Source organism: Lactococcus sp. AK05 (assembly GCF_041026685.1).
GTDB lineage: Bacteria > Bacillota > Bacilli > Lactobacillales > Streptococcaceae > Lactococcus > Lactococcus lactis.
The window spans coordinates 130,319-142,390 of record NZ_JBFTEI010000001.1; the positions used below are offsets into that span (position 1 = coordinate 130,319).

9 protein-coding genes are annotated in these 12,072 nt (G+C 31.0%); 7 read left to right on the plus strand and 2 right to left on the minus strand.

The features are described 5' to 3' along the window. The first annotated feature begins 153 nt into the window (after positions 1–153). The 5 genes from AB6B24_RS00695 to AB6B24_RS00715 are packed head-to-tail and all read left to right on the plus strand — an operon-like array spanning position 154 to position 6,771. Positions 154–1,980, plus strand: coding sequence for a DUF1611 domain-containing protein (locus AB6B24_RS00695; protein WP_195936408.1), 1,827 nt, complete (start codon positions 154–156; stop codon positions 1,978–1,980). A gap of 18 nt (positions 1,981–1,998) precedes the next feature. Then, positions 1,999–3,582, plus strand: coding sequence for an ABC transporter ATP-binding protein (locus AB6B24_RS00700; RefSeq protein WP_195936409.1), 1,584 nt, complete (start codon positions 1,999–2,001; stop codon positions 3,580–3,582). Between the two features lie 12 nt (positions 3,583–3,594). Next, a complete protein-coding gene (locus AB6B24_RS00705) occupies positions 3,595–4,425 on the plus strand; it encodes a class I SAM-dependent methyltransferase (RefSeq protein WP_195936411.1) in 831 nt (276 codons plus the stop codon). A 35-nt stretch (positions 4,426–4,460) separates the two neighbouring features. Next, a complete protein-coding gene (locus tag AB6B24_RS00710) occupies positions 4,461–5,294 on the plus strand; it encodes a hypothetical protein (RefSeq protein WP_311806811.1) in 834 nt (277 codons plus the stop codon). Then, the gene (locus tag AB6B24_RS00715; protein ID WP_230318036.1) at positions 5,287–6,771 is read left to right on the plus strand and encodes a hypothetical protein; all 1,485 of its coding nucleotides are present in this window, start codon (positions 5,287–5,289) and stop codon (positions 6,769–6,771) included. Before AB6B24_RS00710 ends, AB6B24_RS00715 begins: the two co-directional genes overlap by 8 nt. 429 nt (positions 6,772–7,200) lie before the next feature. Here the strand turns inward: AB6B24_RS00715 and recQ are convergent, their stop codons facing one another. After that, on the minus strand, positions 7,201–8,982 hold the full coding sequence (gene recQ, locus AB6B24_RS00720) for a DNA helicase RecQ (protein ID WP_311802969.1): 1,782 nt from the start codon (positions 8,980–8,982) through the stop codon (positions 7,201–7,203). Positions 8,983–9,177: 195 nt separating this feature from the next. Between recQ and adhP the strand changes: the two genes are divergently transcribed. Next, positions 9,178–10,200 (plus strand): alcohol dehydrogenase AdhP, encoded by a 1,023-nt coding sequence (gene adhP, locus AB6B24_RS00725; protein WP_033899903.1) that lies wholly within the window; start codon positions 9,178–9,180, stop codon positions 10,198–10,200. A 20-nt stretch (positions 10,201–10,220) separates the two neighbouring features. Further along, the gene (locus AB6B24_RS00730) at positions 10,221–10,481 is read left to right on the plus strand and encodes a hypothetical protein (RefSeq protein ID WP_017864931.1); all 261 of its coding nucleotides are present in this window, start codon (positions 10,221–10,223) and stop codon (positions 10,479–10,481) included. Between the two features lie 78 nt (positions 10,482–10,559). Here AB6B24_RS00730 and AB6B24_RS00735 read toward each other — a convergent pair whose 3' ends face one another. After that, positions 10,560–12,011 carry a UDP-N-acetylmuramoyl-L-alanyl-D-glutamate--2,6-diaminopimelate ligase gene (locus tag AB6B24_RS00735; RefSeq protein ID WP_311802968.1) on the minus strand — a complete coding sequence of 484 codons (1,452 nt, stop codon included), beginning with the start codon at positions 12,009–12,011 and terminating at the stop codon, positions 10,560–10,562. Positions 12,012–12,072 lie beyond the last annotated feature (61 nt).

Here is a 12,072-nt window from a genome sequence, read left to right on the forward strand (position 1 = left end):
CTTTATAATGAAAATAATTGCCAATGTTAATTTACTAGTGAATCTGAAAATTTTCTATATATAAAAAGAAAATTTAGTTACTTGAACTTACTATAACATAATTAAATACGGTAAATTATATATAATTTATCGTATTTTTTTAAGGAAAATATAATGGAAAAAATAACTACTGATATAGTTTTAATTGATAGTGGAGTAGAAATGGGACATCCAGCCTTAAAAAATTATAAGGTAGATGGAATCTCAATTGCAAAGTGCGGTAATAAATACATCTTAGATAGTGATATTAATGATACTTATGGGCATGGAACAGCTATATATTATATGCTAAAAAAAGACAATCCAGATATCAATATTTATGTTATAAAGTTATTCCAAGAAGATTTGACTGTAGAATTAGAAGATATTATTTTTACACTAAATTTCATAAAGCAAAATATTAATTGTAAGATAATTCATATGAGTTTAGGTGTATCTTTTTGTGAAGATATTTATTTATTCGAAAATATTTGTGACGAATTTTATCAAAATAAAGTGTTTATTATATCTGCATTTGACAATCTTGGGACTTTATCATATCCTGCCGCATTTAAGACAGTTATAGGTGTTGATATGGTGTCTAAGGGAATTTCGAATAAGGGTTATCAATATGTTATAAACAGTCCGGTTAATATCCGATTTTTGGCTCATAAACAGTTGCTCCCATTTCTAGATAAAAAGTTTGAAAATTTAATAGGGAGCAGTTTTTTTGCTCCACATATTTCTAATTTGGTTTGTAAAAATTATAAGGAAATTGTAAATGAAGACTATGATATTCATCAATTTTTAAAAAATAAAGCAACTACAATTATTAATATTGAAAATTATAGTGAGGAGAGTAAAAAAAGCTTTCCAATAAAAAAGGCAGTGGTATTTCCTTTTAACAAAGAAATTCATAGTATCGTCGCTAATACGGATTTATGTTCTTTTGATATCTTGGGTATTTTTGATACTAAATATTTAGGTAATGTCAATAAAAAAATTTCTGAAGTGCTTCCCTACTGTTCAAATGACAATATCATTCAAAATATTGAGAAATTAGATTGGTCATTACCATTTGATACTTTTATTTTAGGTCATATTTTGGAAATAAATAATTTAATACGCAAAGACTATATTTCATCAATTATTGAAAAATGCATAAAGTTTAACAAAAAGTTATATGCTTTTGATGACATATCAGCTTATCTGACAGATAATGTTATAAAGACTAATCTAAACTATTATCATCCAGAAGTCAAAATGGGAGATGTTAAAAATAATACCTTTGGAAAGATGAGATGTATTAATAAACCAGTTGTTGCAATTATGGGAACTTCTCCAAAACAAGGAAAATATACCTTGCAATTGCAATTGAGAAGGCAATTAAAAAAAGAAGGATACAGAGTTGGTCAATTTGGAACAGAACCAACAGGATATCTATTTGGATTTGAAGTTGTTTATCCTTTTGGTTATAATTCATCTGTCAAAGTTACTGGCAATGACTCTATATATGCCATCAATAGAATGTTGGGAGAGATTGAGCGAACAAACCCAGATATTATTATAGTTGGATCACAGTCTCAAACAGTTCACTACAATACAGGTAACTTAGCATTTTATTCTATCCAAAATACAGAACTTCTATTAGGTACGGAACCTGATGGAGTAATTTTAGTTGTTAATTACAATGACCCAATTGAATATATTAAAAGAACCATTAATTACATTCAAAGCCTGCAAGAAACAACTGTAATAGCTTTGGTAGTTTATCCCATTAGTAAAGATACAAAGTGGACAGTTTTAGGGAGTCTTACAAATAAATGCAACTATAAGGAATTAGTGGCTTTTCAAGAAAAAGTGATTAAAGAAACTGATAAAAAGTGTTTTATTGTGGACAGCCAAATAGATATAGAAGCAATCACAGAAGAAATCATAAATTTTTTTAGTGAAGATTCATAATGTTTAAGGAGAACTATAATGTTTTATTATATTAAAAATTTTAAAATGCAGAACACATTATTATTTATTTTCATTATACTTTGGGCTTTTCTTAATGTTATTAGTTCTCTTACATTAACTTGGCTTTTAAACGCATTAATATCTGGAAAATGGAACAGTTTTATATTCTGGGCTGTAATGAATGTCTTGTGTTGGGGAGGATATAGTTTTTTACAAGCGCTAAAAGATACTTTTAAAGAAAGAATCATGCAAAATCAAATCAATAAAATTCGGGAAGATATTCTGAATAATATAATTCATAAACCATATTATAAGGTCAAAGAAAATAGTAAAGAGGATTATAGTTCGTGGTTAGTTAATGATATGACCTTGATACATGACAATGGTTTTGCACAATTTTATGGAGCTATAGAAAGCGTTGTTACTGTATTAATGAATGCTTTTGCTATTATTTATTTTCATTGGTTACTGCTGATTGTATCTGTCATAATGACTGCTTTTGTATATTTTGCTCCTCAATTTTTTGAAAAAAGAATCTCAAAAGCAACTAATGAAGTTTCAGAATTTTCGAATAAAGCGCTAGGAAAAACTACAGATTTTTTTAATGGCTTTGAAGTTTTTTATCACAATAATCAAGGAGGATATTTTAAAAAACAAATTTTAAGTAGCTTTAATAATTTAATCAATCCTAAAGTTAAATTAGCTAAACTATCAGCTACTGCTAATTCGGTTTCCATGATGGCAAGTATTATTGCTCAATCTGTAATGTTTTTAGTCACAGGCTATCTAATTATACGTGGTGAAGTGACGACAGGCGTGATTTTTTCAATTGCGAATTTAACAAGTTGTTTATTTAATTATACAAGAGGTGCAGCATACAATATCGTAACATTTAAAGGGACTTTCCAATTAATAGATAAATATAAACAAATTGAAAATGACGAAGAAAGTTTATTTGATGGAACTAAACTCCAAATACAAGATTTTACTGACTCAATAGAAACAAAAAATTTAGTGATTAGATTTGAAAATAACCAAATCATAAAATTTCCAAATATTAAAATAAAAAAGGGAGAAAAAGTGGCAATAGTTGGAGATTCGGGTACTGGTAAGTCAACTTTAGTTCAGTTATTAATGGGAGATTCAAAAAATTATGAAGGAGATATATTGATTGATCAGTTAAATTATAAGAAAGTAAATATTCAAAGTTTACAGAATGTGATAAGTTTAATTAATCAATCGTCTTATGTTTTTCATGAAAGTTTATTAGATAATTTCAAAATAGGAAGAGAAATTTCTACAGAACTATTCGAAGAAGTTTTGAAAAAAAGTATAACAGAGGAATTTACAAAAGATAAAATGGACATGATTTTTGATGATAATTTATCTGGAGGACAAAAAGCAAGAATTTCAATTGCACGTGAGTTGCTTGGTAATAAACCTATTTTAATTATGGATGAAAGTACGGCTAATCTTGATAAAAATACAGCTATAAAAATTGAGCAAACTATATTAAGAGATTCAAATATGACAGTAATTATTATTACACATCATCTTTATGATGAAAGTAGGCAACTATTGACTCAAATTATTCAACTTTAGAGGGGGAATATTATGATTGGAGATTCATATAATACAGCAAGATTTACAGCAGATACATTGATACTTGAAAAAGAACGATTATCAGAATCTATTAATATTCAAAAAGAGGAAATCGTAAAATGCTTTCAACAACTGGATATTGGTAGATCAGAAACAATTTTGGATTTGGGTTGTGGTACAGGAGAAATATCTTATATGTTAGCTCTTACAAATCCAAGTTGCTCTATTATTGGAATGGATAGGGAGAGTAAATTTGTATTAGAGAATCAGGGGAAATTTAGAGATTTGGATAACTTAAAATTTCAAGAGGGGGATTGCTTTTCACTACCATTTTCTGATGATTCAATAGACGTATGCTTTTGTAGATATTTATTTCAACACTTAAGAAATCCTGAATTAGCATTAAAAGAAATATATAGAGTTCTAAAACCTGGAGGGAAATTAGGAATTTTTGATATTGATAAAGGTTTAGACATTGTATTTCCAGTTCCACAAAATCATCAGAAGTTTATTCAAGCGGAATTAATGATAAAGAAACTTATTAAAAACGATATATATGTGGGAAGAAAGTTATTTACATTGATGAATAGTTCATTTTTTAAAAATATAAAAGTTTTAGATGTAAGTATAAACTCTCAGAATACCACGCGTGAGTCATTAAACAAAATTACTAAATTATGGAAAAAGCAAGGAGAAAGTGGACACATATATACAGCTACAAAACGTATTACCAATCAAGAAATTGAAGAATACTTTGATTCTTTGATTAACATTGCAAAATCTGAAAGTTCATATATTAATTTTGGTAATTTATTTGTTTACGGAATAAAAGAAAATGATTAATGTAAAAAAGAAAGAATGCGATAAATATGGAAAATATGAAAAAAAATTATCTTAAAGAGATGTTTGAATATAGAAAAAAGTTAAAAGAATATCCAAACTTTAGAACCCAATTTAATTTTGAAGATAATATAGATTATTTTAGCTATGCTTCAGATTCAGATCGAAAAATTAATTTTCAAGAATATGACATTCCAACGCAGAATAATTTATCAACTCTTGAATATGTTGATCAATTATTCTCGTGGATAGATGCTCATTTAAAACATGATGGTTATACTCCATATAGAGGAAAACTATATGGAAAAGATATTCTAAAATATGCGATAGACGAAGGTGGGGGAATTAATTGTTTAATGCACGGGATTATACTTCAGGAGATTTTTGTTAATTCTGGATTTAAAGCTTTTCTTGTTCAGTGTAACCCTTATGATTATCGTATCGGTGATTGTCATTGGCTTATTAGTTTATATGTAGAAGAATACAATAAATGGATGATGGTTGATCCTGTTTGGTTGGGATTCTGTACTAATATCGAGGGAATACCTTTAGATTTTTTTGAGATTCGAAATGCAATTATTGAAAATAAAAAATTTTATACTAATAAAAAAATAAAAGTAGATTATTACGAATACTTAATGTGTAGGTATTTATTCTTTTTTGGTTTTTTTAAAGGAAATAGTATCGGAACTTTTGAGTTAAGGAATCAACAAAAACTATATATTGGACCGCTCAATTTTGATACAAAATTATTTGTTGAAAGTAAAGAAAAAGCTCGTTTTTTACCTTTTAATATAAAAGAATACCTTTATTTTTCAAGATTTGAGGAAAAATCAATTCATTTATTTAATGGAGGAAAAGAACATGGATGATAAGTGTATTAACTCAAAAATAAAATCTAACATAGGTTTTTACCCAATTGATCAAGTCAATTGTTTTTCAAGAGCTTTTGGAATCTGTTTAAATAGTTTTGATCAATCGTTATCCAATCTTTTTTATATGGTAAATAACTATGATAAATGTTATCACATTAATGGTATTAGTGAATCAAAAGAGCTATTTGCGAGAGAAATCAATACTTTTGAACTGGTATGTGACTTGCGGGTATCAAAGGCGTATTCTAAAGACGACTTATTTAGTTTACTAGAAGAACATATTTCTATGAATAACCCAGTAATAGTTCCTGTAAATTTAAGAGAAATTTATTACTCAGACTATTATCAAGAGAGCGACTGGGAGCATCCGATAATCATCAAAGGTTTTGATAGACCTAAAAAAATACTTTATATATTAGACCATACACAAATTAAATCAGATGATCAACAAGAATTAGAATTTTCAATAGAGTATGAAACACTTTTTAAAGCCTATAAATCGTATTTTGACAATATTGCTGTAGATGAAGAAGAGTTCATACTAATTTTTGAAAAACGCTCCAATGAGCCATTAGTAATTTCAAGATTATTAGACCATTGTCTTAGGATTATATTTGAAAATGAAGCATCAAGTGTTGAGATAAAAAAATTAGCAAATAAGGGAAATCTTAATAAGAGGGTTCTAAATATGCCTAAATATAAAGAATTATTTTTTTCAATTATGATAAATGAGATGAGCCAGTTTGGATATTTAATGCAAAACGATGTAGAATTGTTGACTAATAATAAGTTAAAATTGATTGATAAATGGAGAACATATATTTTGAAATCATATAAAAATAGGTTAAAAGGAGAAAGTTATTTTTGTGAAAAAGAGCTTGAAGAAATAAGAAGCTTAGAAAATCAAATTTGGCAGCAATTGAAATTGAGATATCTAGATAATTTTGGTCAAGCATCTATATTAAATGTAAGCCAAACTACTACAATTGAAAATAATGAAGACAATATTATTACTCAGCAAGAAAAAAACATTTATTTTACGTTTGATGGTAATAAGATTTATAATACTTGGCTTGGTGATGATAGTCCCAAAATAATGTTTAAAAAGAGTAGCAAAGTTGATTTTAAAATAAATGTGAAGGTTATTGAAAATAAGGAATTTTCCGATTTTGCCGCAGGTATTGTTATTAGAATCAAAGATGATGTTTATTATTTTGCGTTAGATTCTGGGAGAAGAATAAATTTAGATCGAAAAGGTAAAGAGGAATCAATCAATGAAAATATAATCCAAACAAATGAAGTAGAGCTTATGATTCATTTCTCTGAGTCGAATTGTCAATTTCTATATAATTGTGAGGGAAAAGTTGAAAGTTTATGCATATTAGATTTGAATGCGAATGAAATTGAGTATGGTATTGGATGTAAGACTTATTTCTATCCTCGACCACTTATAGTTGAAATGAAAGTATTGTAAGCATGAGAGAGATACATATGTAGATTATTAACAAATACTAGTAGCGATAAGGTATAGTTATCCTCAAAAAAACAGTTTATAAAGAGAAACAAAAATAATAAATATAGTCAGAGTGCTAGAACTTTTCTAATTGAGTTCTATTGAGAGTTATTAGTCTAAATTATTATAAGAATTAAAAAAGTATATGATATAATGAATACGTTTAAAATAAATTAATAAGATTGATATCCTTTAAATCTGAATGTGAGGACAAGCTTGTTTTACGATCAGGTTTCATTAAAATAGTGTATAATTTGTTCTACAATTTATTTTTCGCTTTTATCTACTTGAGCAGCATATTTTATTATGAAAGTCCTTCTTGTTATTAAAACTAATAAAAGTCCCCTTTTCATTTTGAAGGGGGACTAGATTTTCACTAAAAGCTGAGATTTACTCAGCTTTTTTGTATTCAGCTATTTTTTCAATAAAAAGAATACCATATTTTTCTAATTTAACAGGTCCGACACCAGAAATTTGTAAAAATTGGCTTGGACTGTCTGGTAAAATTTGTGCCATTTCTTTAAGTGAGCTGTCAGAAAAAATCATAAAAGGAGGGACACCTTCTTTTTTTGCTAGCTCGAGTCGAAGGGCACGAATGCTTGCAAAACATTCTTCATCAAACTGATGTGAAACGGTTGATTTTGGTTCAATGAGTAGGCTGGCTCTGCGATAAACTTTGACTTGACCTTTGAGAACTTTTAAACCTTGAGGTGAAAGAAGTAACAAGGGGAATTTGCCTGACGTAATATTTAAATAACCTTCGGCTGAAAGAAAATCGATTAATTCGCCGACTGTTTTTTGCGAATAGTTTTTCATGATTCCAAAGGTAGATAAAGATTCAAAATTCCATTTGGCAATATTTTTATTTTTGGAACCGATTAAAACTTGTGCTACGGCTGTTTTCCCAAATCGTTCTCCCATTCTTACCACACAAGAAAGGACTTTTTGAGCATCAATCGTGATATCAAGAAGTTCTCTTTCATCAAGACAGTTGCTGCATTTTTTACAGTCTTCGCCTTCATCGCCAAAATACTGTAAAATATAGCGTTGCAAACAGGTTTCGGCACTTGTGTATGCTTGCATTTGTCGAAACTTTTCGTATTCATGTTCCTTGTGCGCTTCATCACCTTCACTTTGCTCAATCAAGAAATTACGAATTCGTAAATCATTTGGTGAAAAAAGGAGGATAGCATCAGATTCAAGCCCATCCCGTCCTGCTCGCCCAGCTTCTTGATAATAACTTTCAATTGTTGCGGGAAGGGCATAATGAATCACAAATCGAACATTTGGTTTATTGATTCCCATGCCAAAAGCATTAGTGGCAACCATTATTGGCACTTCGTCAAAGAGAAAAAGTTCTTGATTTATTTGACGTTCCTGTTCGCTCAGTCCAGCATGGTAACGAACGGATTTGAAATGATTATGGTTGAGCCATTCACAAATTTCTTCAACTTCTTTACGAGTGCTGGCATAGATAATTCCAGCAGCCTCACTTTCTTGATTTTTAAGATAATTTTTAAGAAAAGTTCTCTTATCCATCCCTTTGACTACTTCAAAACGTAAGTTTTCTCTAAGAAAACCGGTTTTAATAGTATGACTGGGGGAAATTGAAAGAAGTTTTTGAATATCATCTGCAACTTTTGGTGTCGCAGTAGCCGTAAGGGCTAAGACGGTAGGATTTGTTGGTAAATATTGGAGGTGAGAGGCAAAATCGACATAACTGGGTCTGAAATCGTGCCCCCATTGTGAAATGCAGTGTGCTTCGTCTATGGCAACTAAATCAATTGGAAGTTTTTGTAAAAAGGCATTGAAATAGTCTAATGAAAAACGCTCTGGTGCTACAAACAGAAGCTTGATTTCGCCATTTTCAACCTGTCGCATTCTTTGATAAGACTCGGAATCCTCTAGGGTAGAGTTAATAAATGTTGCTGGAATTCCGGCAATATTCAGCTGGTCGACTTGATCTTTCATCAAGCTAATAAGTGGGGAGATTACGAGAGTAAGCCCCGGTTGAATAAGAGCTGGTAACTGATAGCAGATTGATTTTCCAGCTCCTGTGGGTAAAATACCAAGAGTGGCCTGGCCCTCTAGGACTTGTTCAATAATTTGTTTCTGACCATTTCGGAAATTGTCATAACCAAAAATTTCTTTTAATTTAGCTTCTAAATTCATTCTTACTATATTATACGTAAAAGAAGAAGAAAAATCACAAATGACTCATAAAAATTGATAACGAATGGTTCAAAGATTACATTAAAAAAACCAAGATGTTTTTGTTACTTTAAATGATACAAAATGAAGTGAAAAGTGATATAATAAAACGAAAGAATGCGTTTACAAAATTTTATATATAGAGGAGACTTTCTTATGAAAGCAGCAGTAGTAAGACACAATCCAGATGGTTATGCGGACCTTGTTGAAAAGGAACTTCGAGCAATCAAACCTAATGAAGCTTTGCTTGACATGGAATATTGTGGAGTCTGTCATACCGATTTGCACGTTGCAGCAGGTGATTATGGCAACAAAGCAGGGACTGTTCTTGGTCATGAAGGAATTGGAATAGTCAAAGAAATTGGAGCTGATGTAAGCTCGCTTCAAGTTGGTGATCGGGTTTCAGTGGCTTGGTTCTTTGAAGGATGTGGTCACTGTGAATACTGTGTATCTGGTAATGAAACTTTTTGTCGAGAAGTTAAAAATGCAGGATATTCAGTTGATGGCGGAATGGCTGAAGAAGCAATTGTTGTTGCCGATTATGCTGTCAAAGTTCCTGACGGACTTGACCCAATTGAAGCTAGCTCAATTACTTGTGCCGGAGTAACAACTTACAAAGCAATCAAAGTATCAGGAGTAAAACCTGGTGATTGGCAAGTAATTTTTGGTGCTGGAGGACTTGGAAATTTAGCAATTCAATATGCTAAAAATGTTTTTGGAGCAAAAGTAATTGCTGTTGATATTAATCAAGATAAATTAAATTTAGCAAAAAAAATTGGAGCTGATGTGATTATCAATTCTGGTGATGTAAATCCAGTTGATGAAATTAAAAAAATAACTGGCGGCTTAGGAGCACAAAGTGCAATAGTTTGTGCTGTTGCAAGGATTGCTTTTGAACAAGCGGTTGCTTCTTTGAAACCTATGGGCAAAATGGTTGCTGTGGCACTTCCCAATACTGAGATGACTTTATCAGTTCCAACAGTTGTTTTTGACGGAGTGGAGGTTGCAGGTTCACTTGTCGGAACAAGACTTGACTTGGCAGAAGCATTTCAATTTGGAGCAGAAGGTAAGGTAAAACCAATTGTTGCGACACGCAAACTGGAAGAAATCAATGATATTATTGATGAAATGAAGGCAGGAAAAATTGAAGGTCGAATGGTCATTGATTTTACTAAATAAATATAAAAGAGGCGATGCAGATGAATTCAAAAAATTTGGTCAATTATTCAAGTGATGAATTTAACAATCTTTCGCAATTTCAACAAGAAGAAATTACAAACAATTTTAAAGAAGCTATTTTGTACAAAATGAAAGAAAAAAATTTGCATATTGATGAGGTAAGTGAAAAAGCTGGCTATTCTTCACGGAATCTTTCAGCATTACTTTATTCGGATACTGTAAGTTATGAAACTCATGCGGAATTACAAAGAATTCTTGCTGTTGTTAATTCTTTTGCCTAGTCAGAAGAAAAAGAAAAAACGACTCCCATTGAGTCGTTTTTTTATGATTAATTTACTGACAGAATTTTTGTCAGTAAATTAGAGATATTTTTGAGCAGCAGCTGTATCTCCAATATAAGGTTGACGTTTCCCGTCTTTTAATTGGAACATATCAGTCCCTTTTCCGGCGATAATCACAGCATCGTCAGCACTTTTAGTTTTACTGACAGCTTTTTTTATTGCCAATTCACGGTCAAGTTCAAAATCAAGCCTGCGACTGACAAAAGAAGCAATCTCGTCAGCAATTATTTTAGGGTCTTCTCGATTTGAATCATCAGTAGTTAAAATGACATCAAGTCGCGGATGTTTTTCAATCACTTGTCCGAAATCTTTCCGGCGACTTTCGCCTTTATTTCCGGTTGAACCAAGGACTAGAACAAGCTGACCAGCATGGTGTTCTTCAACAACTTCAACAAGATTTTCTAATGACAGGCCGTTGTGAGCATAATCAATATAGATGTGAGCACCATTTTTGGCAGTAAGAAGTTCCATGCGTCCTGGAACAACAGCAAGGGCTAAACCGTCATGGATATTTTCTAATGAAGCACCTAAAGCTTTAGTTGCTAATGCTGTAGCTAAGGCATTTTCTTGGTTGAAGCGTCCTAATAAGCGAATGTCAAATGCTCCACTGACAGAACCGTCAGTAACAAAATGAAGTCCTTTTGATTCAATAATTTTATTTTCAGAATCAGCACCATAGAAAGCATGTGGAATTTTACGTTCCTTAAGTTCCTCTTTAATGATGGCAAAGTGATTCATTTCGGAATTAGCAACAAAATAACGTGAATTTTTGAGAAGTTGACGTTTGCAGTAAAAATAATCTTCAAGCGTTGGATGTTCAACTGGGCCAATGTGGTCAGGAGAAATGTTTAAGAAAACTCCAACATCAAATGTTAAACCGTAAACCCGTTCTGTTTTGTAAGCTTGGCTTGAAACTTCCATGACCAAATGTGTCATTCCATTTGTCAGAGCTTTTGCCATCATTTCCAGTAAATCAAGACTTTCAGGAGTTGTCAATTCTGATTTAAAATAATTTTTTCCATCCAAAGTTGTTTGGGCAGTAGATAAAAGTGCAGTTTTGCCACCGTTCATTTTGTCAAGGATTGCTTTAGCAAAATAAGCAGAAGTGGTTTTTCCTTTTGTACCAGTCAAAGCTAAGGTTTTGAGTTTATTTTGTGGAAAATCATAAAAGCTTGCAGCGATTAGAGCCATTGCTCGTTTAACATCAGTGACAATAATTGCTGGGAGAGCTACTTCATAATCAAATTCTGAAACATAAAAAGCAGCTTCTAAGTCTATTAAATATTCTTTTTTAAAATTCAAACCCTTGGCAAAGAAAAGGGTATTTTCTGTAGATTTTCGTGAATCATAAGAGAGTTGGTCAAAGTTTACTTCCTTTGGCCAGTTGAAATAATATTCGCCAGCAGAAGAAATTTCACGGAAATTATTATCTTTTTTTAGTATTTCTATAACTTGTTCAAGCCTAATCATGTGAGGAATGCCTATTTATCGCTAAATTCGCGATACCTTTCTAAAACAAGGAAACTAAGGG

Coding starts and splice junctions, on each gene's coding strand:
- AB6B24_RS00695 (WP_195936408.1), top strand. CDS start 154: ATGGAAAAAATAACTACTGATATAGTTTTAATTGATAGTGGAGTAGAA.
- AB6B24_RS00700 (WP_195936409.1), top strand. CDS start 1,999: ATGTTTTATTATATTAAAAATTTTAAAATGCAGAACACATTATTATTT.
- AB6B24_RS00705 (WP_195936411.1), top strand. CDS start 3,595: ATGATTGGAGATTCATATAATACAGCAAGATTTACAGCAGATACATTG.
- AB6B24_RS00710 (WP_311806811.1), top strand. CDS start 4,461: ATGAAAAAAAATTATCTTAAAGAGATGTTTGAATATAGAAAAAAGTTA.
- AB6B24_RS00715 (WP_230318036.1), top strand. CDS start 5,287: ATGGATGATAAGTGTATTAACTCAAAAATAAAATCTAACATAGGTTTT.
- recQ (WP_311802969.1), bottom strand. CDS start 8,982: ATGAATTTAGAAGCTAAATTAAAAGAAATTTTTGGTTATGACAATTTC.
- adhP (WP_033899903.1), top strand. CDS start 9,178: ATGAAAGCAGCAGTAGTAAGACACAATCCAGATGGTTATGCGGACCTT.
- AB6B24_RS00730 (WP_017864931.1), top strand. CDS start 10,221: ATGAATTCAAAAAATTTGGTCAATTATTCAAGTGATGAATTTAACAAT.
- AB6B24_RS00735 (WP_311802968.1), bottom strand. CDS start 12,011: ATGATTAGGCTTGAACAAGTTATAGAAATACTAAAAAAAGATAATAAT.